We start from the raw sequence: 25,519 nt of genomic DNA, 5'->3' as shown, positions 1-25,519 counted from the left end.
GCTCCTTAGTGGTTATGCGGATCAAATCCGCCTTTAGCGATTTCAGAAGCAACAAAAAATGCGCCTTTGGTTACAATTCGCGTCCCACTATCAAGGCCAATGATTTCCCTAAAATCACCTAAGGCTCGGCCTAGTTCTACTTCTACAGCTTTAAATTCTCCAGGGTGGTCTTCGACAAATACGGTCCAATCACCATCTGCGCTGCGGATCAATGCTTCTTCTGGCACAGCCATCACTTTCTGCTTTGTGGCAAACTGAAAGTAAACTTTTACAAACATACCTGAATGAAGGTTATCATCAGCATTCTGTACCCCCAATCTAATAATTCTTGTACGAGTTACGGGATCAATTGTATGGGCTTCTTGGATAACTTTGGCATTGTAACTCTGGCCTTCTAATTTAAGTACCGCAGGAGAATCAATTGATAAATTTAGCTTTTTATTTGGAGAAACTTTTGCTTCAACCCATAGTTGTTTTTCATCAGCTAACAACATGACTGAATCCCCAGCATCAACACGTTGCCCTTGGATAAAGTCGTCTTGAAGCACGACACCTTCACGGTGCGCCGTTAATGCATATTGTCCAAATGCTTTAATGTCTTTGTTAGAAATACCATTTATTGCTTTTTCAGTTAACCCTAAAGCAATGAGCTTGCCATAGCTCGCATTGTATGTTGTTTCAGCTTGTAATAATCGACTTTCACTCACCGTCTTATTACCCAGCTTTTTTACACGTTGCCATTCGGTTGAAGCGATTAAATAGTCAGCTTGTGCTTGTGCCATTGCTTCACTAAATAATGTAACTAACTTCTGACCTATTTCTACATACTCGCCAAGCGCTGCATGGCGACTGATAATGACTGACTCTGTACGTGGTGATACCACATAACTTTTATAGCCATTAGCTTTTATTTCGCCAGGTGCATATACGGAGCTAAATTGATATTCAGGCTTAACACTTTCCACTTTAATGTTAGCAAGCGACATCTTCTTTGGATCAATAGTGATACCTTCTTCATGTCCTTCTTCTCCCTCTTTATTACCACCTTCATGGCCGTGCTCGTCATGGTCACCTTTATCTTCTTCATGTCCCTTTTCGTGTTCATGCTCATCTTGATGTTCTTTTTCTTCTTGTTTCGAAACGTTTGTGACAGAACCAGTTCCATCTGACGACTGTGCAAAAGCATCATGATTTGTAGTAAACCCAACTAACAGGCAGCTAATTACTACGGCTAAAAATTTTTTACTAATTACTGTATTCATTTTTGTAACCTATATTTTTAATAAATTTAAGATTTCGTTTTTCGCTACTGAAAAAACAAAGCGCTCAAATCTCAAATTTGGATAACTGACCCATACTTAAAATGAAGGATATTTCTGCAAGCTTGAATTGATTTTCCAAACGTATTCCTGCATGAAGCCCTTCCGCACGTTGATTTAATGCAAGTAAGTAGTCAGAAGTATTAATGTCACCAGCTTCCCAGCGCTTATTTAATAAGTTTTCGCTGCTATCTAATCTGCCTTTTGTCAGTTTTTGCCATTGCTCATAATATTTTTTACTGACAATAAGCGATTCATAATTAGCTTTTGCTTCAAATGACTGCTTTCGATAAACCGACCGAAAGTTAGCCTCTGCTGCAATTGCTTCTGAATAAGCGGCTTTAACAGTATCTGAATAGTTATTTCTGATATTTAAAGGCATTGAGAAAGTCACGCCAATCAAGTCTTCATCTCCACTTTTCCCTGCGTTAACTCCAATGGTTGGATTGGCTTTAGATTCCATAGTGGTTAGTTGAGCTTTAGATTGTTTTATCTTCCATTGCGCTCTAGCGAGTTTAACTTTTGGATGTTCCTCAACCCACTGAGAGTTAAATGAATAGTTTGTTGCTCCAAAAGTAAATGAAAACAAATTGGTAGTATTAGGCGTCCAATCAGGCAATAACTCCTGAACATTTACCTCTGCATTTTTCAAAGCAATTTGCGACTCAGATATTTCACTGAAAACTTGGGACAAGTTTAAATAAACCAGTTCAGCGTCAAGTGGCTCTAAAAGTCCTGCTTTTCGCTTATCTTCAATAATTCCAACGAGCGTTTGTAATTGATTTTCTCTTACTGAAAGTAACTGAGCCACCTTTTTTGCTGCTTGCCAATTAACTATTGCAGTTAAAGCGTTAGCCTTTTTAGAATCGAGTAGAGATAACAATTGTTGCTGGTTTGCATAAACACCAATTTCACCAATGCTTTTATTTGCTGATTGCTTATCCCAAAAATCAATCGTTTGACTGATACCAATAGAATAATTATCAAAATCACCCTCTTTTTCATAGCTTGCTTCAAGCTCTGGGTTATATACGGCTTTAGTTAAGCTCTTGGCTCTATGATTACTTGCATTAAGTAACTCTTTAGCCGCAACAACTTCGGGATCTTTATTTATTTGACTATCTAGCCATGAAATACTTTTCTGTTTGGCATAAGTGGCAACTGAAAAACTCACAGCCATACATAAAGACAGGACTAAACCTGCATTTTTTAAATATATATACATAAAAATTCTTAATTTTAAAATTAATAAACACGAAACCTTTATCCATTATTAAAGGATAAATAGGTCATTAAAAATTAATCTAATTAAGAAATAGGCGGACGAAGTATCGCTTCAAGAAAGGTACTTGTTTGATCAATTTGATAAGGCGTTTTATTGATAATGTTTAGTTTGCCCGTGGTATTTGAATTACTGACTAAAATCCAAGATAAGTGGCTGCCACTGCAATGTCCGCAGTGATGACAATCTTTTTCATTATGCTGCTCATCACCTACATTATCATTTGAGACATTTCGATCATCTGCATGATCATGTTGAATTTGAAGGTGCTCTATATCTATTTGGTGATTCTCAGGTGTTGCGGATACAACAGCAGTTAACGATTGCAAAACAATCGAAACGACTAATAGTATTTTTAACGCAACATTGAATTTCAAAATAAACACCTACTTAAATATGAAAAATTATAATATCAAAAAAAGGTTTTCTAAACTAGCCATGCGCATGTTTTTCATGCTCGTCACGGCAAGTTTCTTGAGGAAACTCAAACTCAATGGTTGTATGAGATAAATTATAAGAAGAAAGTTCCTTAGCCACTTGTTGTTTTAGCCTAATTAATTTATCAACCTCAAAGTTATGGGCTAACTCTAGGTGAGCAGTTAATACGTGACTTTCCCCGTCTAATGACCAAAAGTGCATATGATGAATCCCATTAATTTCAGGTATAGCCTTTATCGCTTTTTCAATATTATTCTGCACTTCTTCATCAGGTGTAGCTTGAAGAAATAGTGCCAATGTTGTTTTCAGGTTTTTCAAAACGTTAAACAATATAAACAGTGTAAAGCCTATAGAAAGCAAAGGATCTAATATTGGTAGATCTACAAAAAGCAGCACGATAGAAACAATTAGGACTGCAACCCAGCCAAGTACGTCTTCAAGCAAATGCCACGTAAGTACTTTTTCGTTCAGCGTTTTACCCGCTTTTAGTTTAAATACTGCATACCCATTAACAGCAACCCCAAGTAATGCAAGACCCAACATTCCTTCAGCCATTGGCATTTCAGGATTAGATAATCTTGGTATTGCTTCAAATAGCACCCAGACAGAACCAATAACTAATACAATACTGTTAATTAATGCGCCAAACAGGGTAAGACGACGATAGCCATAGCTAAATCTATCGGATGCTTCTTTATCCGAGAAACGACTCAGTATCCAAGCGAATCCTATAGATAAACTGTCACCCAGGTCATGTACAGCATCAGCCATAATAGCGGTACTGTTGGTTAGCCAACCACCAATAAATTCGATAATAGTAAATGAAACATTAAGGAAAAATGTCCAACCTATACGGTCGTCTTTTCCATGCGAATGGCTATGGCTATGATTGTGCATTTTCCACCTCAAGAACTTTTAAATTTCTTACATTGACTACGTTAAAATTGATAAAGTGACGGATCACTCGTTGATACATCCAACGTTTGATTCCTGATAAGTTAGTTCCTTTTTCGAGATAAAACTCATCAGGGGAATTATAAACACCAAAATCATCATGAATACCTTCTTTTTGTATATAGGTATCTTGACCACGCCAATCTGTATCTGGCGAAGAGAAACACTTTGTTGCAACACCATAACCACAAAATTCGTTTTTTATTTGACTAAATTTGTGCTGTAGTGAACTTAAATATTGTTCATCTAATATAAAGCCTTCTAAGTTTATCCAACGATCCTTGAAATAAACTTCAATCCAACTATGAATGATATATTTAGGTGCTAACCAAAATACATAAGTTGGAATAGCTCCTTTTTGTAATCGCTGCTCAATAGTAAAGCCGTGAAAACGACATTGAATACCTAATCCTCGTAACAAAGCCATCAGCAAGTTACCCTTGGTATTGCATTGTCCGTAACCATCGGCTAAAACACTGCTTGCTGAAATATCATCACTCTCATTGTAACCAAATAATATTTCATCTTTAACAAATTGGTAGGCTGCACCAATTTTGTTGAAGTCATCGAGTTCTTGCCAATTACGCTCAGAAATTAATGATTGAATTGTAGAGTGTTCAAAATTTACTATCTTGGTTTTTTCTAGATATTTGCTATTCATTGATGTTTCCTTACTTTGAACAACCAAAGGTTGATTGTTTATCTTCATTTGGTGTTTAACGTGTTTTCTCAGCAACAGCTAATTCTTGTTTAGCATCGCTTAGTATTCGGTAAGCGCCTCGAAGAATTAACATTGAAATGATGCTACCAATGACGATATCAGGCCAACGCTGTTTCAGCACCATAACGAGTATGCCTGCGATAACGACACCAAGATTTGCAATTACATCATTCGCTGAAAATATCCAGCTAGCTCTCATATGTACTTCATCGTTGTTGTGCTTTCGAATAAGGATGAGACAAATCACATTTGCAACTAAAGCAACCATGCCTACGCCAATCATAAACCAAGAGTGAGGCTCACTTTCACCATACAGCCTTCTAGCAATATCCATTAGAATTAGCACGCCTAACCCCAGTTGGAAATAGCCACTCACTAAAGCAGCATTAGCCTTATGTTGGATTGACTTTCCCACCGCGTATAGTGCAATTGCATAGACGATTGCATCCGCTAGCATGTCTAACGAATCTGCAATTAAAGCCGTTGATTCTGATAACCAACCAAAGCCAATTTCAAAAACAAACATCGAGGCATTGATAGCCAGAAGCCAATAAAGCACCGTTTTTTGCTGGTTATCTTTTAGCTCAACTTCACACCCACAATCGCTCATTTTCATCTCCGATTAACTTGTATGCTCTAACTATAAATCCTATAGTGACTATAGGGTCAAGTTTATTTGGAAATTTTATGAAAATTGGTGAGTTATCGAAAACATCGGGGTATTCAGTACAAACCATCCGATATTATGAAAAGGAGGGCTTGCTGTCAGATCCTGATCGCACTGAAGGGAATTTCAGGTTGTATTCTAATAAGGCATTTAAAGAGCTAGAGTTCGTAAAGCATTGTCGAAGTTTAGATATTCCGCTTAATGATATTAAGCGACTCATTGAATTAAAAAACAAGCCAGAGGAGAGTTGCTCTAGTGTAAATGCATTAATTGATCGGCAACTAACTTTAGTTAATCAACGAATGAAGGAATTGAATGCACTCAAAAAAGAGTTAAAACTAATGGCAAGCTCTTGCGGGTCTGACGGTACAATTGAAGTCTGTGGCATTATCAAGTCATTAGATAGTTGAACTAAATATAACTTTAGATTAGTAGTATTCACAAAGGCAATAATGAAAACCATTGGCAAATTAGCACAATCATTAAATTTAAATGTAGAAACCATTCGTTTTTATGAACGAGAAGGACTGATTACACAACCTGAAAAACCAATATCTGGTTATAGACAATATGACGAATCAATAGCAGGACAACTTAGGTTTATCACAAAAGCCAAAGCGCTCGGCTTTACGTTAAGAGAAATAAAATCGCTAATGTCTATGGACAGCAACTGCGCTCAAGTTGAGCTATTAAACCGACAAAAGTTAGCAATCATTCGAGACAAAATTAATGACCTTCAACGTTTAGAGAAAGTAATTGTGGGTATGACAAATACCTGTATGCAAAACGAAGATCCAACACATTGCCCCATAATTGACTCATTAAAATGATTGACTCCGTACTTGTATACGGAGTTTAGAATGATGGTAATATCAACCAATAGACTTTCAAATGATAAATAAAATATTAGACAGAGTAGGCTCTAGTGGCGTTTGGCTAGCGGCACGGCCTGCCTCCCTGCATTAAGGTCACTTGCATCGGCATTAGGACTAGGCTTCTTCTCTCACTTCGAAGGAATAGCTGTAAATACGCTTTTACCTATTTTTGCATCTTTGGAACTATTGGTAAACTTATACAACTGGCACAAAAATAAAAACCATACCAGAGCTGTCTTCAGCATTCTAGGGCCTGTAGCAGTGCTATTAACGCTTTATCCTCTTTGGCTATATGATTGGAGCACATACCTATTTTACTTTGGTATTTGCTTAATGGTCGTTATGTCGGTTTTGGATATCGTAAAACCAGTAAGGGAGCAAACATGCAACGTATGGCTAATTGCCGTCGTTGAAACGATTAACGGTCAATGTCTGCTTTTCGCTCTAAGCAGACTAACCGTCTTTATACCAAAAGAGATTTTGATGACTAAAGCTCAGAAGGCTGAAATATAAATACTCTCTTTCGGAGTTTTTCAAATTAGTTGTTGCATAAGCTGTACTAGCTCTTTACTTATACTCAATTTTGTTAATAAACCACTCTTTTATCCCTACTGGCGTTTTAACTTGAAAATCATCATCAACTTCCTTTTTTAGCATCGCTCTGGCCATAGGAGAGTCAATAGAAATGTAATCGTTACGACCATAGATCTCATCAGGGCCAACTATGCGAAAAGCTTTTGTTTCACCATTATCATTTTCAACCTCTACCCATGCCCCAAAGAAAACCTTGCCGACTTGTTGAGGAGAGTAGTCAATAACTTTGACTGCTTCGATGCGCTTTCTAAGGAACCTAATTCGAGAATCTATCTGTCTAAGTAATCTTTTATTTTCTTTATAATCGGCATTATCTGAACGATCGCCAAGGCTAGCAGCCCAAGCTACTTTTTTTGTTATTTCAGGTCTGTAGTCGCGCCAAAGGTAATTAAGCTCTTTATTTAGCTTGTCTAATCCTTCACGCGTTATTAGATTGGTATACAATTAGTTTGCCCCATCCCAATATTACAAATACTGCAATGCTTTTTTAACAGCATCTAAAGTTGCAACCGGGAGAAAGTTATCTTTATCATTACTTGATAATATACTACCGTTTGGCCCCACTTCCAAACCTGCTCGGCGCATAAACTCTTTAGATATGAGGTATTCAAGATCTTCTACTTCTAAGTCAGTCTATTTTGAGTTTGGTGACGAAGACTACCCACCTTCATAAAATTCTATGACTGGACCAATCGGTACTATATCTCCTTTGCTAGTTTTTCAGCTGCTAATGCTTGAGAGTAGAAAATGTTATCTTGAAGCCTAACTATAGGGTCTTTTAATTTTTCTATCCAAATGAAGCTTTCCTTTATTGAAACTACAAAGATTATAATAACCAGACAGCAAATTAAATTTTAGCGTGTGTTATAGATATTACGGCTATAAAAAATCTAAAGCTTTTTTTATAGCGTCAAGGGTAGCCGCTTTAAAAACAGCATGCTTATTTTCATCAATAAGCTCCCCATAATCCGTTGGCGTTAATTTCCATTTGCTTTGAAAGCTATTTGATAATAAATATTCTAATGCTCTGCGCTCTTGATTCGATAGTTTATGCTCAGAACCAAGCCCAGTAGACTTGTAGTCATAAATATCAATTTGAAGGTTTGGTGGAATAATTTCTTGTAGCTTTTTTCGAGTCGCAATTAGCTCGGAAGCTTGAATTTTTGCTAGTAATCGATGCTTTGGATTGTTTATTTCATCTATCCAGTCTAACCCTTGATGCTTTTGCTTACCAAGATCTTTTACTGGGCTGTTCTCTGCAAATGATGCAATAAGTGCTCTATACTTTTCACCCGATTTATTACGAATACTTTGTGCTTTTGGAACCCCTCGTTGAGTGCCTAACTTTGATATTGTAGAAATAGAATAGTCATCAACACCTCTTTTTCTTTGCTCCATACAAACCCTATAGATTGCTTCGAGGGTTTCACTAATCTTAGTAGAGCAACCTTTTTGTAATTCAGTTAGTAGATCTTCAGGTGACATACTCATAACTCACTATTAATTAACGTATTATTTTTATTAATAAATTCGATTTCAGACTTTGAAATCTGTTCATCACCAAGAAGGTCGGAGAGCTTAATATCACAATTAATTACACGACTAACTTTTGACCATGTTTTTAAACGAGACTTTAAAAGGCGCGCTAATTGATTTCCAGCGTGCAATTGTTGCTCTTCTGTGAGTAAGAATAAGCCGGGAGATATTTCATTGAATACAGCCATTTTATCCAACTGTTGAGATCTTGGAATTATGGCATGCGATGCATTGGCCGACTCATAAATCGTTGCATTCTCACAAACCTCTTGAAGTTGCTCAAATGAAGATGTCTCTTCTAAAGATATTTCTATTTCTGAATCACTCATTTTAACGAGGGACAAGCTGTCTTTTTGATTAGCTATTGATTGTGTCATTTTAATTAGCTTGTAGGACGACTGTAAGTCACATAAGAGCATATCCATTTTTTTTGCTGCACTTTCATATTCTGACTCAGTTTTTCTTATTTTTAACTCAAGAATTTTACGCTCTGATAAGTCAATTTTTTCATTTTTTAAATTAGCTACGTATTCTCGGCGATCTAATTCGTCTAAACTTTTCTCAAGCATAGTAATTTTACTTTGTAACTTTGTGCATTGAGATGACTGGGTGTTAGAGTGAAATAATATTTCGTTAGTGATGGATAGCAACCCACCAATAAATGCGGGGCCTGTAATAAAATGACGACAGCGAAGACAATTTTGCGTCCCTAGATAACCAGATGGAGCCGGTACACGTAATGATGTACCACTACCATTAAGTTCTCCGCCATCTTCACAGCGAGTTGCGGCATATGGGCAGATACCATAATCCCTGAAAATGAAGTTCCCTGCTGGAATAGAGTTTGTTAATGAATTTAGTAACTCTTCATTATTTGATACCAATTCATTTTTTACTTTCTCTATTTTATTTTGTTCAATTAAACTCTGAGTAGCGTCAACCCTCGTTTTTAATGCTTCTTTCTCGCCCTGCTCTAATCGCTTTCTAATATCGCCTTGCGTAATTTTGCAGTAATAAATAGACATTACAATTGATGAGTGCCCCACAACTTTCATAACTATTTCAATAGGCATCCCCATTTCCATTATATAAGCCGTTATAAGGCTCACACGCATTGAGTGAGGGGTATACTTAGACTTATACTGATTTAACGTTGCTTCCTTCCCTGATAGCGTTGCAAGCTCTAAATTTGATGGTTGAACATTATAAAGTGCGGCAGCTAACCTTGGTGTTAGGGAATTACCAACACTTTGTGGCTCAATATCCTGATACGCCCTAAATAAAAAACAATTTATTCCTTTAGCCTTAAGTTGCAACTCATTTAAATTTGTTCTTTTACAACTAGACCAGTTCGTAGGGTTATCTATAGGATTATATTTTTGCTGCCACTTACGAAGTTTTACTAACCAATAAATAAGGTCTTCAGGTATCCAAGGTATTGAATAACCTTGACCATTATTACTTGTTTTGTTTGTAGTGATAAACATCCCTGCGTTTTCGTCAGGCATTCTTTTAATAAACGCTTGGTTTTTTGTTAACCCCGAAAAAATAGATTTATTTTTTTCCCAAATTATTTTTCCATTTTGATCAACATTAGCTATTACATCATCTGCTTCACCTGAATCATTATATGCAATCTGACGACCCCGCAATGGAACTTTTGTTAAAGTGAACGTATGCAACCAATTTATTGGAGACCACATATAAAGCTGATCTCCAATCTTTTTTATCACGCAATCAGGGTCACTTCGATCTACTTCCTTCGATGATACTTTCAGCCAATCAGCATCAAATTTTTGCAAATGCTTTAGGTCTTTAAAAGTTTTTGCATTAGCTGGAATTATCCACTCTTGGGCCTTTTTAACAAAGTAATACTGCAAGCAAGGTTTAGTTGACTCAGCGCGTTGCGGAGACATCACACTTGCTGAATTTGATAGCAGCGATAAAGGATTTCTAGCATCCATTACACGAATGATCTCTCCAGTCTCCTCATCTTCACTAGTTAGATCGTTGGTAATTACAAAGTCTAAAAATTCATTCACTGCAATTATCAAGTTACGCCGCATATTATCGGTATTCAACTTTTCTAATTCTTGCTTTAAGGGTCTAATATTAACCTTTTGCTTTGTAAGAAATGCTTCTGGAGTTAAGCTTTTATCGTGTTTTTCTATATAAATTCGAACGAATCGACAAAGCAAAGAGTTTTTAGAACCTCCGCCTAATGCTTGGGTCATAAATTCTTCTATTTTTACAGCCCAAGCTATATATGGTTTTGCAATAAATTTTAAATTGTAAGGCTCTTTTTTACCTAAAAATTTAAACCAATTTTCCCATTCACTTTCCCATACCCCCTGTGGGTCATTTGGTATTTGAGGGTCATCTTGCTTTTTAACAAATGCCCTGTATTCCTTTTGTGATTTGAGAGCTAATGGCTTAATAATACTCTTTAACTTTTTATAGGAATAAAAATCAGGGACATCAAATGTATCTTTATAGCTCACCCACTCATCCTTAAAAACCCTCTCTGGATGTGCAATTAGGCCTGGTATGCTTTTGTAATTTTCTAAATGTAATCTTGAGTTAGTAATACCGTTTTTTTTGCATATTGCTTTGTATTCACCCAATGTTTTTATTGATACAGGTATATTTAATGGAAGGCTCGAGTCACCTTTAAGTTTGCTCATTTAATCTCTCTCATCTTACTACGAATATCTTCTGAGGTTGGTTGTATATATACCAAGCAGGATAGAGAGCTCTTATGATGCATTGCTTTTTGAATTTCAACTTGGCTTAAACCAAGTTGTCGTGCGCGATAACCATATGCATGCCTGTGTCCATGCTCTGTAGTTCCAAGCTCTTTTTGAACTTCCAACCCAATTTTTTTTACTGCTCTTTTATGAATTCGCTGAAAGTTTTTTATCGTTTCAGGCGCTCCTGTGGAGTTGGTAAATGCAAATGGGTGAGTGTCTGTTTTTGCCGGCTCTACCCGTTGATATTTAAGATAGTTAACCCAAGATATTAAAAATTCTTTTGCTTTTTCAGGCGGGTTAAATATCACTTCAAAATAGCCGTCTTTATTTGTGAGTAAAGGTGACTTCCAACCCGCATATAGTCTTTCTGATAATCGGTATGTATTTCTTGGTTTATAGAAAGTGCTTTCGAGTAAGTATTCTCGCCTATTTGCAAAACTACTGTCAGGTGAGCGGCCTATTTCTGGATGATAGACCCTAACTAATGCTTCATCTCGATATATTGGGTGTAAAGTTATATCTGAAACATAAAGGTGAAATAGCTCACTTTTACGTAATCCACCATAATTTAATAACATGGTCATAGCTTGAGATTTATAGTCTGGTGTTGAGCCTTTTACCATTCCAATATAAAGAAGCTTTTCAAAGTGCTCATCGGGGAATTTCATCGCTTTTTCATTATTTATTTTAGGCTCTAATAACCGATCAATGAATCTTACTCTCTTCGCATTAAAGGCAGCGTCATTTTGATTAGATAAATGATTTAGGAACACATTTGCGTGCTTATGATAATATGCACACCAATTTAATCTCTCTTCATAACTGGTTGCTTTTCTGAAGGGGTTTATCCTTGATGAGTCAAACCCTTCCTGTAAAGCTAAAAAATCAGAGTAATGCGTTATATGAAATAATATATTATTTGCATCTCTAGGCTTTCTTGCCTTCCAATACAATCCAAGTTCGTCATCCATTTTATCGTAATCGATTGTTCCTACTAATAGTGCTTTAGTAAAACCTTTTAATAATAAAGTTGAGTTTTCAAAGTTTGGTACGACATCAATATATGTGAGTAGGAGCTTTAAAGAAAATATAGAGCGCTCTTTCCATGACTCACTTTTAGAGCTGTACCAAGCAAGATATCTTATATGTGATATCACGACACCTTTCTCTGTATAAAGAGCTGGTAACTCACAAATACTACCAGCCTCTTTATCATGATACTTTACGTTTATTTTTTGGATGTATGCCATACTTTTTATTATATAGTATATTTACTTTTCCTTAATACTAACTCTTTTCTATCATCTAACAAGTATTAAAGTAGTGATTTTAGTATATATTTGGGTGGGGTTATAATATCAGTATAACAAGCGATTGCTGCGCCAAATTGACCGCCGGGTACGCTACTTACGCAAACGCATACCTGATTTAAAAATTATTGACTACTCTCCCGTGCAAGATGGAAAAGTATTTTTTGGTGCATGGGTTGAAATTGAAAACGAAGAAGGTGAAGTTAAAAAGTTCAGAATTGTAGGTCCTGATGAAATTTACGACCGTAAAGATTACATATCAATAGACTCACCTATGGCGCGTGCGTTGATTAAAAAACAAGTAGATGATGAATTTGAAGTGACCACTCCTCAGGGAAAAAAGCAGTGGTATGTAAACAGTATCGATTACCAAAAAAAGAAATAAAAAGTTTTGATTCAGATCATGTTAACTTTTGATTGTGTAAATTAAAACAATAAGCTATAACTGAATTATTCAAGTTGATTTGTTTAATTTGAAAGCAGTTAATTAAGGTCGTGATTATGTCAAACATAGTACAGCGCATATTTAGTAATGCCGTATTGTTTGCACTTTTAATGAGTGTAAGTTTGACGCTGCATGCCAGCAACACTGACGTAAACCTTGATAACGCTAAACTATCTAATCACTTTATTACTTGTGATATTCCTGACCAAGCAAACCTCGATTTTGACGTAGACTCTCACGTTAACACTATTACCTTTAGGTCGCCTCAACCACTTCCTAATGTCGTAGATTCTTTTTATAAGAGCACTAATCTAAACAGACCTTTTAGCACTGCATACCAACGCGGACCACCTAGCTATTTAATTTAATTCATTATTTTACAACTTAATTAAATTTTATAACTACTAAGGTGACTACTATGTCTAACTTTAAAGAATTACGTACTCAAAATGTTTCTCACGGCGTTATTGCAAGCACATTTGCAGATGACCAACCATTGATTGATTTATCATCTCCAGCACTAAAAATGGTAAATAACTTTACTCAAAAAACGCCCATTCGTGCAGAGCATACAACAACGATTACAGATGCACTTAAACAAGTTAGTGCACAACAATCTGATTTTGTTTTAGTAACCGACGAGAACCAAAAATTGATTGGTCTTGTTTCTAGCGCCGATTTACAAAGCTCTAAAATTACTATTATTGCAGAGCGTTTAAATACCCCACGAAGTGAAGTAAGCTTGCGCGATATTATGACGCCAATTAGCCGACTTACAGGTGTAAGCATGCAAAGTTTAAGCTATGCATGTATTGGTGATGCGCTGCAAACAATGGAGCATCAAGGTGTAATGTTTTTATTAGTAACAACAGCAAGTAGCGAAATTTGTGGTTTAATTTCAGCTCGCCAAATAGCTAAAACATTACATATTCCACTACATATTAGCCCTATTGCTCACTCTTTCAGTGAAGTATTAGAAAACATTGAGCATCCTCACTAGGGCGCTCTTTTAGTTGAATTGATTTACTCCCCTCCCAACCATCTTAAAGCAAGTGAAATAGCTTGCTTTAAGAGCTTTTTATTACTACCTCCTGTGATATTATTCAAGCAATTAACGGCGCCAGTAACACGCTTCTGGTCTTATTTTATTGTATAAAAAGGTTTTTGCATGAGCGATATCTCTGCACGTTTAGCCGGTGAGTTAAACGCACAGCAGCAACAGGTTGTTGCAGCTACAAAATTACTTGATGAAGGCGCAACTGTTCCTTTTATTGCCCGCTACAGAAAAGAAGTTACCGGTGGCCTAGACGACACCCAATTACGCCTTTTAGAGCAGCGTTTATCGTATTTACGTGAACTAGAAGAGCGCCGTAGTTTTATTTTATCGACCATCGAATCGCAAAATAAATTAACGCCAGAGCTAAGTGCCGATATAACCAATGCACAAAGTAAAACTGAACTTGAAGATTTATACCTACCTTATAAAGCTAAGCGCCGTACTAAAGGCCAAATAGCAATTGAAGCTGGTTTAGAGCCACTTGCAGATGCACTATTTAAAGATGCTAACCTTGACCCAGAGCAACAAGCAGAGCAGTTTGTAAATGCTGAAAAAGGCTTTGCAGATACAAAAGCTGTACTCGAAGGCGCTAAATTTATCTTGATGGAGCGCTTTGCTGAAGACGCAAAATTACTTGCTAAATTTAGAAGTCACATAAGCCAAAACGGCGCAATTGAAAGCACTGTAATTAAAGGCCAAGAGCAAGCGGGTGCAAAATACCGTGACTACTTTGAGCATCAAGAACTTCTCAAAAAAGTACCTTCTCACCGCGCGCTTGCTATGCTTAGAGCCCGAAATGAAGGTGTACTTCAGTTAAATGTTAATCCAGAGCCTAGCGCTGAAAATTCAGCGCAACTATGTGCCAACATGATTGCTGACCATTACCGTTTAGATATTAAATATAAAGCGGCAAGTCCTTGGTTATTAAACGTTGTGCAATGGGCGTGGAAAATTAAGTTAGGATTACACCTAGAGAATGAATTTTTTGCAGCAATGCGCGAAAAAGCAGAAGCTGGTGCAATCGACGTATTTGCTAAAAACTTAAAAGATTTATTAATGGCAGCACCTGCAGGCCCCCGTACTACTTTAGGTCTTGATCCAGGCCTTCGTACTGGCTGTAAGATTGCCGTTGTTGATAGCACAGGTAAATTACTAGCTACACAAACTATTTTCCCTCATGCACCACAAAATCATTGGGATAAATCAGTGCGTACGTTAGAGCAACTTTGTCGTCAGCATAAAGTTGAGCTAATTGCGATTGGTAACGGTACTGCATCACGCGAATCAGATAAGTTGGTTGCTGAGCTTATGAAAGCAAACAGCGAACTTAAGCTTAGTAAAATTATGGTTAGCGAAGCGGGTGCATCGGTTTACTCAGCTTCTGAATTTGCAGCTAATGAATTCCCAGATTTAGATGTTTCTATACGAGGGGCTGTCTCTATTGCGCGCCGCCTTCAAGATCCTCTTGCTGAACTTGTTAAAATTGAGCCAAAATCAATTGGCGTTGGCCAATACCAACACGATGTATCGCAAAGCCAATTAGGCCAAAGCCTTATTTCAGTAGTTGAAGACTGTGTAAACTCAGTAGGCGTAGATTTAAACATGGCATCGGTACCGCTACTTACACGCGTATCTGGTTTAAACAAAACATTAGCGCAAAATATCGTTAATTATCGCGATGCTAACGGCACATTTACTAAACGTAGTGAGCTTAAAAAGGTTGAGCGTTTAGGGCCAAAAGCATTTGAACAAGCGGCTGGTTTTTTACGTATTAACAATGGTAGCGATCCTCTAGATAACTCATCAGTTCACCCTGAAGCTTATCCTGTTGTTAAACGTATTTGTGAACGCAATAGCGTCGATGTCAGTAACCTAATTGGTAACAGCGACTTTTTAACTAAACTTGCTGCTAACGATTACACTGACGAAAAATTTGGCTTACCAACCGTTACCGACATTATTACTGAGCTTGATAAACCAGGTCGAGATCCTCGCCCTGAATTTAAAACAGCTGAGTTTAAAGCCGGTGTTGAAAAAATTAGTGACCTAAAACCAGGTATGATTTTAGAAGGCGTGGTTTCAAACGTTGCTAATTTTGGTGCGTTTGTTGATGTAGGTGTTCACCAAGATGGTCTAGTGCATATTTCAGCAATCACGAATAAATTTATATCAGATCCGCGTGAAGTTGTTAAAGCTGGTGATATTGTAAAGGTTAAAGTTGTTGAAGTAGACGCTGCACGTAAACGCATAAGCTTTACTATGCGCTTAGATGACGATATTGACACAAGTAATAAGTCAGCAGCTCCAGCTACGCAAAAGCCACAAGCACGTGCTAATAATTCGCAACCTCGCGCTGCAAAGCCTAAACGTGACAACGGTAATGCGTTAATGGGCAATGCATTTGCCGATGCGTTCGCTAATGCTAAAGTAAAAAAATAATACTTGTACAACTAAGCTAAAACGAAAAAAACCGCGTAAGCGGTTTTTTTGTGGTTATGTTTTGCTAAATTATTAACTTAACGCTGAAAAACTACTTTGGCTCGCTGGCGATGTAGCCATTTGATAAAAGTTAGCAATACGCCCCGCCCGTGCTTCAACATCGGCATCACGTGTTTGCTCGTCACTTTTAGCTGTTTTTGTATCGCTGCTTTCATCGCTAGAGAATGACGCTTCAAGTTTACTTTTTGCGCCTTCGTCGTCTTCTTTTTCAGGTTGTGCAAGCTCAGCTTGAGCCGCTGCTAGCTTTTGCGTAGCATCTGCATCAATAGAGCGATCAGCTCCCGAAGGCTCTGCAGGCGCTAATGCGGCAGCGCGTACCGTTTGCATTTTGTCTATAGTCGCTTGCGGGTCACCCGGAATTTCTGATACATCTATTTGTACTTCTCCGCCAACTGCGTAGTTAGTACCATCTGGGCCACGTTGATACTCATAACTTGGCGAGCCAGCATATTGCCCGCCTACAGAAGCGTGTGCTTGTTCGTGTATTCGTACTTCAGTATCCCGTGCTTTTAGTTCTGTAATTTGTTGTTGTTCTTGTTCTAATTGCAGCTCTTCTTGCTCAGATTCTTTTTTCTCAATTGCTTCACTTTCTTGCTCAGTGCCCTCAGGGTTTTCTGAGTTTCCATCGCGCTGCTGAACTGACTTTTCGCCTGCTATTTTTCCCGTTGCGCTATACGTCGCACCATCGCTACTACCTGGCAATTTTGCTTTTTCAGCATCACTTTGCGCTTTGGTTTCTGTGTTGCTTGCGCTACTAGATGCGGGAGCCGGAATAACTTCGCGTAGTTGGTTGTCACGCCGTGCGGTTTCCGTATAAACATTTGCGGTGTTTATATTAATAGACGGAAATGGCGTGACAATATTCATAATACTAAACTTTAATATCGATTAACGTGCCAAGTAAATCATCGGCCGTTTGAATTGATTGCGTATTTGCCTTGGCATTAAACTCTTCAACTTTTAAGTTAACAAGCGCTTCATCAACACGAGCTGGTTGTGCTACTGGTGCAGTAATCGCTTCTTCAGGGCGTGCTGCCGTAAGCTGACGTTGCTGCGCTAATTGCGCGTCATCTTGTTGTTCTATACTGGCACGGTTAATCTCAGCACTGGCTTTTTCAATACCTTGGCTAGCTCGGTTAAACCCTTCTATACCACTATTAAATACTGATCCGATTGGCATATTAAAACCTCCACCAAATAAACATTGTTTAATTATCGCTCAGGTTCTGCTCAAAATAAAGCTTTAAACAGCGCTATTCTTAGCTCTATTTTAAAGCATTGATTTAACGACAGATAAAAACTCACTTTTATGAGAAATAAATGGTGCATGGGACGCTTTATCTAGTACTTCATATTCAAACTCAGTATTTAGTGCTGACATTTTGCTAATAGCTTTATAAGGTACTAAAGCATCAAGGCGGCCGAATACTCCTCTAATAGGGACTAGGCAATGAGCAAATAAGTCACGTAAATCGTCGTTTTGTAAAATATCTAAACCAGCACTCAGGGCATCGCTTTGGGGTGCGCTGTACTGATTTAGCAATTGTTTAAGTTGCTTTATATCATCACGCGCCGACTCGCTACCCATTGCTTGAATAGCTAAAAAGCGCTCTATTATTTTTTCTCTGTGATTAACTAATTGTTCTTTAAATTGGGTAAGTACTTTTGCTTTTATTCCGGGCCAATTGTCACATTCTGCAAAAAAAGGGGTGGAAGCAATTAAAATTACTTTTGACACTTTTTCGGGCCAATGCTTTGCAATATACAGTGCAAATAAACCACCTAACGACCATCCCATTAAAATAGATTTAGGTTTTAACTGCCCACTTAAAATTACTGCTGCATCATGTAAAGTATAAGGGCTTGGGCAAACAAGGCTATTACCAAATCCCGGTAGGTCAAGGCTACGTACATTTCCTGAATATAAAAACTCAAGTTCTGGCTGTACTAACTGCCATACGCCCTGATTCATTCCCCAACCATGTAATAACACTAACTCATTTTGCATATTTGCCTAAACTTTACCAAACTTAGGCTCATCATAACGTTTAGAAAGGCGATTGCAATGCAAGGAGCGAGTCTGTGAAACAAGCCGTTTTAAATTGGTTATTTCCCTCTTATTGCGTGCAGTGTCAAAACTCGATTACGACCTCTTTAGGGCTATGTGATTATTGCCTTGAAGATTTACCATTGTTTGATTTTAGTAAGCATACGAGTTTATTGCATCGACCTGATATTATTGAGATGTTTCCTAATTGCGAGTTTGATAAATTATTTGCATGCGCTTTTTATCAACCTCCCTTTGAGCATTGGCTTAAAAGGCTAAAATTTAATAATCAAATTCATTATAAAAAGGCATTGCAGCAAATTATACAAAAACAGTTAACGCAGTTTTTTGAGCAAAGCCCTAACTTGCCAGATACCTTTATTATTTTACCTCTTCATAAAAGCCGCTTTATTACTCGCGGATTTAATCAGGTAAGCCAAGTATGGCAACCCTGTTTAGCTAATTACGCCCCACTAAGTAATGTTCTTATTCGCGATAAAAAAACACAAGCTCAGTCGGAGCTATCCAAAGCAAAGCGTATAAGAAACTTAAAAAATGCCTTTATTTGTACACAAGACATGGCAGGTAAAACAGTCGCTATTGTTGATGATGTGATGACGACAGGGGCAACATTAAACGCAGCTACTAGTGCACTAAAACAAGCAGGCGCTAAACAAGTGTGGGCTTTTACAACTTGCTTAACGCCTATTTAATTATTAAAAAGTATTAAACCAATCCGCAATAATACTTAATCATTTTGTTGGGCTAAACGTACCGCTACCGGCGTTAAAAAATTCTCATTTACGACTGCATGGATGCAGAAGGTAGAGCAATGCAGGAGCAATTGCCGAGACCAACTAAATAGCGAACTTTTTGCCTAGCTATCAACACGTTGTTCCATCCTCAAAGTAGATCACTTAATTATGCAAATTGGTATTATTCGCCATTTGCACGAAACGTATGACCAAAAAATAAAGCATTGCTTAGTAGTCGACTAGTCCCATACCAGTAACCTCTAAATACAGGGTCGTCGGTCATGCCGATTACTGTACCTCGTCCGTACGAGTGTGCAATTAAGCCCGCACCACCAGCAACTTGTTCAACATTAACAGCATCGGTAAAGCCTGCCAATAATGGATTTTTAGTGTAGGTAAGCACATTTACGAACGGCGCACCGGAAGCTTCTAGCAACCAAGTACTGTTTTTGAATACAGGCAATGTATTGCGCTTAAGTGAAAATGTAAGCGGGTGAGTTAAATCTACATTAGTATTAAAAATAGCTCCTGCAATGCGTTGACGTCCTGCTAAATGGTCCTTATCGCCATAACTTAAACCTGTCGTTTTAAATGCACTCGCTACATCTTGTCTTGATAGATAGCTTGCTTTGAGTAATTGCTGATCAGCTAAAAATTTAGCGCCGCCTTTGTGACCCCAAATAACGCCGCCTTTTCTTACCCAGCTTTTTATAGCCACTTTGTCGGTATCAGATAAGCTGTTGTAGTTACCATGAGCAAGTACTATATGGCTGTAATTACTGAGTTCAATAGAGTTTAAACGCTCCATTTCAACAATTGTTGGCGCAACACCTACAAAGCGATCGAGGTAATACCATACTTCCCCAGCTTCGTACTGGCTTACGCCTTTACCACCTACCAATAATACTTTCGGCTCGCTAACAACCGCCATTGTACGAGACCCTAAATCGGCTCCTTTGCTTGTAAGACCTGAGTTAATAGGCTTGATTGCAATTCCAAACTCGTTTTGTGCTTTATTTAATATTCCAACCCAATCATTATTCGTTTGTAAGCCTGCTGGCACAATAATACTACCAGCATCAAAGCTTACTTCACTTGAGTTTGATTTGGCTGTTAATGGGCTTAGCGCTACACGCGCTTTAATACCTTGCTTTAACAGTCTGTTTAGCATTTTAGGTGCTAGGTAATCATCCCACGAAAAGCCAAACGCATAGCCTTGCTCAAGTGAAGCAAAAGAAGGTTTTACCGCTTTTTGCCACGGTGTACTTGCAACCTCTAAACCCCAACTGCTTTTTACTTTTGCAAAAGGTAAGTTGAACGCATGCGCTAAAGTCCAGCCAGATACATCATAAAAGGTGTTATCAGCAAAGTTTTTTTGCTCGCTAAAAATAGCTTTTATTAGGCGGTACTGTGGCTGGGCTAAGGGCACAAAGTAGCTATTGGTTGTATAGTTATTGCCATTTGCCTTGAGTGATTTAGTAAGCGAAAAAGCATCTATTTGATGCTGTTTTAACAACCCTAAAAAATCTTTAATACGAGTGTTGTCATCCGCGCCCTCAATTACATAACCTTCAAAGCTTTCATCACTGGCTAAATCAGTAGCTTGATTATAAAACTTAGCTTGGTAATCAAGTAATGCTTGGCGGTTATCAACAGCGGCTTTAAAGGTAGATAAACTCGTTAATAGTTGATTTTTAATAGTGAAAGGAAAGCTCAAAGGTCCATTTATGGTGTCTTGGATATGCCCGCGAGAACTTGCTTGCTCAAATAAAATGCCTATGCCGCCATTTACATCGGGATAGGTTGAACCTTTACCGTAATAGAAGTCGTCAAAGCTTTCTTCAGTAAAGTACAGTGCGTTGTTTTCATCTAACGTTTTTGCGTGATAGTTAGCAATCGCTTTAGTTAACGTTACATTTTCATCCGGTGTTATAGGATGCTTACGACTAGGAATACCTGGCTGAAAAAAGTAACTGCTGTTTGGTCCCATTTCATGAAAATCGGTTAAGACATTTGGTTTCCACTGATGAAATTTAGCAATACGCGCGCGCGATTCAGGATGTTGTAGTAATAACCAGTCAAGATTTAAATCAAACCAGTAATGATTGGTACGACTGCTTGGCCAGTTTTCAACATGTTCACGAGTTTTAGGGTCGCTTGATAAGTTCATACCTCGGTTACTGTTGGCCCAATTAGCAAAACGAGCAAGTCCGTCAGGATTAAGCGAAGGGTCGAGTAAAATAACCGTGTTATTTAATAACTCATCTATTTCAGCGCCTTGTGCAGCAGCTAAGTAATACGCCACCAGCAAAGATGAGTTACTACCTGATGACTCATTACCATGCACACTGTATCCCATCCATACAACGGCAGGCTGTTTTGTAGAATTAGCATCTGATCCATCGTTACTTAAGCGTGCTAAGTGAGCTTGGCGTGTCTGCTCTATGCTTGATAACTTATCAGCTGCTGTAATTGTTAGCATGACAAGGGGCGTTGTTCATGTGTGTGGCCAATCACTTCAAAATTTATACGGTCGCTTTTATCAGCAAGTATTTCCATATAACGTACGAGCTGATCATGTCTCACGTGCCACTCTCCTACTTCGTAACCGAGTACTTGCTCAGGAGTAGGAATTGAAGGGTCAAATTTTACATCTTGTTCAAAATAATACGAAAGTGGCTTAGCTACACTTGAAAAGCTAAGCAACACCACCATTAATGTTAATACCAAACGCATATAAATCACTCAAAAAATGTTCGTTGTTTGCACGCTACCATTGCTTAAAATAGATGCCAACTTTTTACGCTCAACACTAGCCGCAACACGATGAGCGGAGTATGATACGCAGTATCCGAGTAATTTAGTCAAGTATAGATGGTTTTATGATTTCTATTTCCGAAACAGCGCAAGCGCATTTTGCTAAACTATTAGCAGATCAATCACAACAAACCAATATTCGTGTGTTTGTTGTAAACCCTGGTTCATCACAAGCGGAATGTGGTGTGTCTTATTGTCCAGAAGACGCTGTAGAAGCGAGCGATATTCGCCTAAACTTTAACGGTTTTGATGCCGTTGTAGATGCAGAAAGTGCGCCATTTTTAGAAGAAGCTGAAATCGATTTTGTTACCGACAAAATGGGTACTCAGTTAACGCTAAAAGCACCAAATGCAAAGGCGCGTAAAATAGGTGACGATGCATCGTTAAACGAACGTGTACAGCACATGCTAGAAACCGAAGTAAATCCACAACTTGCTAACCACGGTGGTCAAGTAAGCCTTGTTGAGATTACAGCTGCAGGTATAGCTATACTTCAGTTTGGTGGTGGTTGTAACGGTTGTTCTATGATCGATGTAACACTAAAAGAAGGCATTGAAAAAGAAATGATAGCTAAGTTTGAAGAAATCACCGGTGTTGCTGATATAACAGAACACGAAGCGGGCGATCACTCTTACTATTAGGCCTTGTAAATGCTAAAGCAGCTTATCTATCGCTTAGGGAGCAATCCTAAGCTGAGCTTAAAGCGCTTTTTTCGCGGCTTAGCACTGTTTGTGCTAGCCGTGATATTCATATCTATTGGGTATTACACCCACTACAGCTTACAAATAATTGGCGTTATAATTTTACTCCCCGCATTATTTTTTGCCGGTTGGGGCTACTGCGGTATTTTTGCTAATCGTTTTTCACAAGTTCTAAAAGATATGGGCCCTAAACACCACGACCCCGATCTCTGGAAATAAACCATTTATTTAATCTAATAGCTGATTATTTATTTTTAAGAGGTGATATTTAATTATTAATGTAACCCCGCGCATTAACATAAAACAGCTCATAGCCAGCCATAACCCGTTATTTTGCAAGTCTATAAACACCCAAAACACACCAAAAAAGCCAACTCCAGCTGAAAGTATCATACTGTTACGCATGTTCTTTGCTCGCGTAAGCCCTACAAAAACACCATCAAACAAAAAGCAGCTCATGGCCAAAATTGGTAATACTATTATCCATGGTAAATAATGCGTTGCCTCTTGAATAACCTCTGGCACATTGGTTAAAAGCTTGATTATGGTGTTGCCAAATAATGCAAAAAATAGGCTATATAACACACCAAAAAGCATACCCCAAAATACGCTTATTTTAACCCACAGCTCTATATTCTTAACACTTCCTTGGCCTTTAGCTTGCCCTACTTTTGCCTCAGAGGCGTAAGCAACGCCATCAAGAGCAAAGCTCACCAACATTAAAAAGTTAAGTAAGACAGCATTAGCAGCTAATGTGGTTTCGCCTATACGCGCCGCGTAAAATGTCATAAAACTAAAGCATAATTGCAGTATTAAAGAGCGAATAAATATATCTCTATTCAAACTCAATAATTCAGCCATTTTGCTAATACTCAACCAGTTCGGTACATTTAGATCAATGTCTTGTTTTTTAGCTAGTTTAGCCACTAAAAACAGTGCAAATACTAGTGCTGTATAGTCAGCAATAAGTGACGCCCATGCAGCGCCTGCAACTGCCCAATCTAAATAAACAACAAAATAAATATCGAGTACTATATTAACGATATTAGTGACGAGTAATAAATAAAATGGGCCTCGACCATAATGTACACCAAGCATCCAACCCAGTAACACTAAATTACACAATGCTGCTGGAGCACTAAAAATACGAATGCTAAAATACTGATAAGCTTGGGCGAGTACATCGCCATTGGCGGCGGAGAGATAAGCAATAGCGTGCTTTATTAATGGGGATAACACAATTAATAGCACAGCCACTGCGCTTGCAAGTAATAGGCTTCGTTTAAGTAAAGCGGCAAGTTGGGTTAAATCGTTTTTTCCGTACGCTTGTGCCACGAGTCCTGTGGTGCTCATTCTTAAAAAACCAGCAAGCCAAAATAAAATAGATATAACTGCAGAGCCAAGGGCAATACCCGCTAAGTAATGAGCGCTTCCTAAGTGCCCAATTACAGCAGTATCAACAATTCCTAACAACGGCACTGTGATATTTGATAGTATCATCGGACCCGCTAACAACAGCAAGCTTTTATGGTGTGCCTTATTATGTATAAGAAATTGTTTCATTTAGTATTGTTTATCCTCATTAGTATATCTGTGCGGGCTCAAGCAGCCGTTATTTTACAGTATCATCATGTTAGTGAAACCCTGCCTGCTGTAACGAGCGTTAGCGCGAATACTTTTACTAAACATTTAAGCTATTTAAAAGAGCACAACTTTAACGTTATTCCTCTTAATGAGTTAATAAGCGCGCTTCAGCAAGGTGAAACCTTACCTGATAAAACTGTCGCTATCACCTTTGATGACGGTTATAACAATAACTATGAACAAGCTGCACCTATTTTAGAAAAGTTTGGCTACCCGTACACTATCTTTGTAAATCCTAAATTAATAGACGAAGGCATGAGTTACGTAATGGGGTGGGGTAAGCTCAAAGAATTATCTAAAAAAGGGGCATTAATAGCCAATCATAGCGGACAACATGATTACTTACACCTTAAGCTTGAAAACGAAACTGATGCGCAATGGCAATCACGTATTAAGCAAGATATTCTTAGCTCTCAAAAGCGTATAAAAGAAGAAATAGGCCACGACTATAAATACTTAGCATACCCGTATGGTGAGTTTAATAACGAGCTGCAAGCACTTGTGACAGAGCTTGGTTTTGTGGGTATTGGTCAGCACTCCGGCGCTGTAAATAAAGATTCTAATTTTAGCCGCTTACCACGTTTTCCTGCATCAGGCTTTTACAGCAAACTAGAAACTCTTATTACTAAGCTTAACTCACGCGCATTTAATATCACCAATTTAACTTATCAAGATAGCGTTACACAACAAAATCCACCCGCACTCACAATTGAATTTAATATGGGTGATTTCCATAAGAGTCAATTTGCCTGTTACGTATCAAGCGTAGGACAAGCTGATTTAAAATGGATAAATAAAAATACAGTTGAAATAACCTCACCAAAAGTACTTAATGAAGGGCGCTCTCGCTTTAACTGTACTGCCCCTTCTATTTCAAGTCCTAGTGATTATTTTTGGTTTTCACAGCCTTGGGTAATTGAAGCGCCTAAACCTTAACTGCCTGATGTAATGTCGCTGGGTTATTTTATTAACTACTCTAGAGCACATCGAGTAGGGTGAGGCTTATGCCTCATCCCTCTCACAGAACCGTACGTACGGACCTCGTATACGGCTCCTGTACCCTTCACATTTTATCAACTTATTTCCTAAACGCTGATAAAGCAAGCCA

Annotated in this window: 24 protein-coding genes and 2 pseudogenes; 11 read left to right on the top strand and 15 right to left on the bottom strand. The window is 38.1% G+C overall.

Annotated elements, in window-relative coordinates; genetic code table 11:
- Positions 1–5: 5 nt before the first annotated feature.
- From H4J63_RS09290 to H4J63_RS09265, 6 genes are all read right to left on the bottom strand, one after another.
- Entirely contained in the window at positions 6–1,262 is a 1,257-nt protein-coding gene (locus H4J63_RS09290) for an efflux RND transporter periplasmic adaptor subunit (protein ID WP_002962258.1), read from the bottom strand.
- A gap of 64 nt (positions 1,263–1,326) precedes the next feature.
- Entirely contained in the window at positions 1,327–2,544 is a 1,218-nt protein-coding gene (locus tag H4J63_RS09285) for a TolC family protein (protein WP_008468875.1), read from the bottom strand.
- A gap of 83 nt (positions 2,545–2,627) precedes the next feature.
- Positions 2,628–2,978 carry a hypothetical protein gene (locus tag H4J63_RS09280; protein ID WP_004588885.1) on the bottom strand — a complete coding sequence of 117 codons (351 nt, stop codon included), beginning with the start codon at positions 2,976–2,978 and terminating at the stop codon, positions 2,628–2,630.
- A 55-nt stretch (positions 2,979–3,033) separates the two neighbouring features.
- A complete protein-coding gene (locus H4J63_RS09275) occupies positions 3,034–3,936 on the bottom strand; it encodes a cation diffusion facilitator family transporter (protein WP_004588886.1) in 903 nt (300 codons plus the stop codon).
- A complete protein-coding gene (locus H4J63_RS09270; RefSeq protein ID WP_004588887.1) occupies positions 3,923–4,654 on the bottom strand; it encodes a transglutaminase family protein in 732 nt (243 codons plus the stop codon). Before H4J63_RS09270 ends, H4J63_RS09275 begins: the two co-directional genes overlap by 14 nt.
- Positions 4,655–4,709: 55 nt before the next feature.
- The gene (locus H4J63_RS09265) at positions 4,710–5,324 is read right to left on the bottom strand and encodes a cation transporter (RefSeq protein WP_004588888.1); all 615 of its coding nucleotides are present in this window, start codon (positions 5,322–5,324) and stop codon (positions 4,710–4,712) included.
- A gap of 77 nt (positions 5,325–5,401) precedes the next feature.
- On the opposite strand from H4J63_RS09265, the gene H4J63_RS09260 reads away from it, so the two are divergent.
- From H4J63_RS09260 to H4J63_RS09250, 3 genes are all read left to right on the top strand, one after another.
- Positions 5,402–5,791: a Cd(II)/Pb(II)-responsive transcriptional regulator gene (locus tag H4J63_RS09260; RefSeq protein ID WP_004588889.1), complete on the top strand. Its 390-nt coding sequence runs from the start codon at positions 5,402–5,404 to the stop codon at positions 5,789–5,791.
- A gap of 42 nt (positions 5,792–5,833) precedes the next feature.
- A complete protein-coding gene (locus H4J63_RS09255; protein WP_004588890.1) occupies positions 5,834–6,211 on the top strand; it encodes a MerR family transcriptional regulator in 378 nt (125 codons plus the stop codon).
- Between the two features lie 102 nt (positions 6,212–6,313).
- On the top strand, positions 6,314–6,769 hold the full coding sequence (locus tag H4J63_RS09250; RefSeq protein WP_238719449.1) for a MerC family mercury resistance protein: 456 nt from the start codon (positions 6,314–6,316) through the stop codon (positions 6,767–6,769).
- Between the two features lie 54 nt (positions 6,770–6,823).
- Here the strand turns inward: H4J63_RS09250 and greB are convergent, their stop codons facing one another.
- From greB to gmtY, 4 genes are all read right to left on the bottom strand, one after another.
- Positions 6,824–7,294 carry a transcription elongation factor GreB gene (gene greB, locus H4J63_RS09245; protein WP_039489102.1) on the bottom strand — a complete coding sequence of 157 codons (471 nt, stop codon included), beginning with the start codon at positions 7,292–7,294 and terminating at the stop codon, positions 6,824–6,826.
- A 435-nt stretch (positions 7,295–7,729) separates the two neighbouring features.
- Positions 7,730–8,335 carry a gamma-mobile-trio protein GmtX gene (gmtX, locus tag H4J63_RS09240; RefSeq protein ID WP_039489168.1) on the bottom strand — a complete coding sequence of 202 codons (606 nt, stop codon included), beginning with the start codon at positions 8,333–8,335 and terminating at the stop codon, positions 7,730–7,732.
- A gap of 2 nt (positions 8,336–8,337) precedes the next feature.
- Positions 8,338–11,070, bottom strand: coding sequence for a VPA1269 family protein (locus H4J63_RS09235; RefSeq protein WP_039489104.1), 2,733 nt, complete (start codon positions 11,068–11,070; stop codon positions 8,338–8,340).
- The gene (gmtY, locus tag H4J63_RS09230) at positions 11,067–12,386 is read right to left on the bottom strand and encodes a gamma-mobile-trio recombinase GmtY (protein WP_039489106.1); all 1,320 of its coding nucleotides are present in this window, start codon (positions 12,384–12,386) and stop codon (positions 11,067–11,069) included. The genes H4J63_RS09235 and gmtY overlap by 4 nt, the downstream gene beginning before the upstream one ends.
- Before the next feature lie 106 nt (positions 12,387–12,492).
- Between gmtY and H4J63_RS09225 the strand changes: the two are divergent.
- The 4 genes and pseudogenes from H4J63_RS09225 to H4J63_RS09210 form a co-directional block, all read left to right on the top strand.
- Positions 12,493–12,831 (top strand): annotated as a pseudogene (locus H4J63_RS09225) (GreA/GreB family elongation factor); the annotation flags it as partial.
- A gap of 116 nt (positions 12,832–12,947) precedes the next feature.
- Complete coding sequence (locus H4J63_RS09220) at positions 12,948–13,259, top strand: hypothetical protein (protein ID WP_033020846.1); 312 nt, start codon at positions 12,948–12,950, stop codon at positions 13,257–13,259.
- A 50-nt stretch (positions 13,260–13,309) separates the two neighbouring features.
- Positions 13,310–13,891 (top strand): CBS domain-containing protein, encoded by a 582-nt coding sequence (locus tag H4J63_RS09215; RefSeq protein WP_024594284.1) that lies wholly within the window; start codon positions 13,310–13,312, stop codon positions 13,889–13,891.
- Between the two features lie 168 nt (positions 13,892–14,059).
- Complete coding sequence (locus H4J63_RS09210) at positions 14,060–16,387, top strand: Tex family protein (RefSeq protein WP_024594285.1); 2,328 nt, start codon at positions 14,060–14,062, stop codon at positions 16,385–16,387.
- 72 nt (positions 16,388–16,459) lie between these two features.
- Here the strand turns inward: H4J63_RS09210 and H4J63_RS09205 are convergent, their stop codons facing one another.
- The 3 genes from H4J63_RS09205 to bioH form a co-directional block, all read right to left on the bottom strand.
- Complete coding sequence (locus H4J63_RS09205; RefSeq protein ID WP_024604500.1) at positions 16,460–17,314, bottom strand: putative metalloprotease CJM1_0395 family protein; 855 nt, start codon at positions 17,312–17,314, stop codon at positions 16,460–16,462.
- A 4-nt stretch (positions 17,315–17,318) separates the two neighbouring features.
- Positions 17,319–17,627, bottom strand: coding sequence for a hypothetical protein (locus H4J63_RS09200; protein WP_024604501.1), 309 nt, complete (start codon positions 17,625–17,627; stop codon positions 17,319–17,321).
- A gap of 90 nt (positions 17,628–17,717) precedes the next feature.
- Positions 17,718–18,455, bottom strand: a complete 738-nt coding sequence (gene bioH / locus H4J63_RS09195) for a pimeloyl-ACP methyl ester esterase BioH (RefSeq protein WP_182196127.1) — start codon at positions 18,453–18,455, stop codon at positions 17,718–17,720.
- A 74-nt stretch (positions 18,456–18,529) separates the two neighbouring features.
- Between bioH and H4J63_RS09190 the strand changes: the two genes are divergently transcribed.
- Positions 18,530–19,207 carry a ComF family protein gene (locus tag H4J63_RS09190; RefSeq protein ID WP_024596110.1) on the top strand — a complete coding sequence of 226 codons (678 nt, stop codon included), beginning with the start codon at positions 18,530–18,532 and terminating at the stop codon, positions 19,205–19,207.
- 223 nt (positions 19,208–19,430) lie between these two features.
- Here the strand turns inward: H4J63_RS09190 and H4J63_RS09185 are convergent.
- Positions 19,431–21,985 (bottom strand): annotated as a pseudogene (locus H4J63_RS09185) (M14 family zinc carboxypeptidase).
- Positions 21,986–22,131: 146 nt separating this feature from the next.
- Here H4J63_RS09185 and nfuA point away from each other — a divergent pair.
- Positions 22,132–22,707, top strand: coding sequence for a Fe-S biogenesis protein NfuA (gene nfuA, locus H4J63_RS09180; protein ID WP_002959571.1), 576 nt, complete (start codon positions 22,132–22,134; stop codon positions 22,705–22,707).
- A gap of 9 nt (positions 22,708–22,716) precedes the next feature.
- Positions 22,717–22,986 carry a hypothetical protein gene (locus H4J63_RS09175; protein WP_002959572.1) on the top strand — a complete coding sequence of 90 codons (270 nt, stop codon included), beginning with the start codon at positions 22,717–22,719 and terminating at the stop codon, positions 22,984–22,986.
- A 9-nt stretch (positions 22,987–22,995) separates the two neighbouring features.
- Here H4J63_RS09175 and H4J63_RS09170 read toward each other — a convergent pair whose 3' ends face one another.
- Positions 22,996–24,267, bottom strand: coding sequence for an MATE family efflux transporter (locus H4J63_RS09170; RefSeq protein ID WP_024604503.1), 1,272 nt, complete (start codon positions 24,265–24,267; stop codon positions 22,996–22,998).
- A gap of 42 nt (positions 24,268–24,309) precedes the next feature.
- Between H4J63_RS09170 and H4J63_RS09165 the strand changes: the two genes are divergently transcribed.
- Entirely contained in the window at positions 24,310–25,347 is a 1,038-nt protein-coding gene (locus tag H4J63_RS09165) for a polysaccharide deacetylase family protein (protein ID WP_182196125.1), read from the top strand.
- The last annotated feature ends 172 nt before the right edge of the window (positions 25,348–25,519 follow it).

It is taken from the genome of Pseudoalteromonas sp. 5Ae-yellow, from assembly GCF_014077565.1.
Taxonomy (GTDB): domain Bacteria; phylum Pseudomonadota; class Gammaproteobacteria; order Enterobacterales; family Alteromonadaceae; genus Pseudoalteromonas.
This window is presented reverse-complemented; position numbering and strand designations above follow the sequence as displayed.

Coding starts and splice junctions, on each gene's coding strand:
- H4J63_RS09210 (WP_024594285.1), top strand. CDS start 14,060: ATGAGCGATATCTCTGCACGTTTAGCCGGTGAGTTAAACGCACAGCAG.
- H4J63_RS09175 (WP_002959572.1), top strand. CDS start 22,717: ATGCTAAAGCAGCTTATCTATCGCTTAGGGAGCAATCCTAAGCTGAGC.
- H4J63_RS09290 (WP_002962258.1), bottom strand. CDS start 1,262: ATGAATACAGTAATTAGTAAAAAATTTTTAGCCGTAGTAATTAGCTGC.
- nfuA (WP_002959571.1), top strand. CDS start 22,132: ATGATTTCTATTTCCGAAACAGCGCAAGCGCATTTTGCTAAACTATTA.
- H4J63_RS09215 (WP_024594284.1), top strand. CDS start 13,310: ATGTCTAACTTTAAAGAATTACGTACTCAAAATGTTTCTCACGGCGTT.
- gmtX (WP_039489168.1), bottom strand. CDS start 8,335: ATGTCACCTGAAGATCTACTAACTGAATTACAAAAAGGTTGCTCTACT.
- H4J63_RS09270 (WP_004588887.1), bottom strand. CDS start 4,654: ATGAATAGCAAATATCTAGAAAAAACCAAGATAGTAAATTTTGAACAC.
- H4J63_RS09165 (WP_182196125.1), top strand. CDS start 24,310: ATGTATAAGAAATTGTTTCATTTAGTATTGTTTATCCTCATTAGTATA.
- H4J63_RS09205 (WP_024604500.1), bottom strand. CDS start 17,314: ATGAATATTGTCACGCCATTTCCGTCTATTAATATAAACACCGCAAAT.
- H4J63_RS09220 (WP_033020846.1), top strand. CDS start 12,948: ATGTCAAACATAGTACAGCGCATATTTAGTAATGCCGTATTGTTTGCA.
- bioH (WP_182196127.1), bottom strand. CDS start 18,455: ATGCAAAATGAGTTAGTGTTATTACATGGTTGGGGAATGAATCAGGGC.
- H4J63_RS09285 (WP_008468875.1), bottom strand. CDS start 2,544: ATGTATATATATTTAAAAAATGCAGGTTTAGTCCTGTCTTTATGTATG.
- H4J63_RS09260 (WP_004588889.1), top strand. CDS start 5,402: ATGAAAATTGGTGAGTTATCGAAAACATCGGGGTATTCAGTACAAACC.
- H4J63_RS09265 (WP_004588888.1), bottom strand. CDS start 5,324: ATGAGCGATTGTGGGTGTGAAGTTGAGCTAAAAGATAACCAGCAAAAA.
- gmtY (WP_039489106.1), bottom strand. CDS start 12,386: ATGGCATACATCCAAAAAATAAACGTAAAGTATCATGATAAAGAGGCT.
- H4J63_RS09200 (WP_024604501.1), bottom strand. CDS start 17,627: ATGCCAATCGGATCAGTATTTAATAGTGGTATAGAAGGGTTTAACCGA.
- H4J63_RS09255 (WP_004588890.1), top strand. CDS start 5,834: ATGAAAACCATTGGCAAATTAGCACAATCATTAAATTTAAATGTAGAA.
- H4J63_RS09275 (WP_004588886.1), bottom strand. CDS start 3,936: ATGCACAATCATAGCCATAGCCATTCGCATGGAAAAGACGACCGTATA.
- H4J63_RS09170 (WP_024604503.1), bottom strand. CDS start 24,267: ATGATACTATCAAATATCACAGTGCCGTTGTTAGGAATTGTTGATACT.
- H4J63_RS09235 (WP_039489104.1), bottom strand. CDS start 11,070: ATGAGCAAACTTAAAGGTGACTCGAGCCTTCCATTAAATATACCTGTA.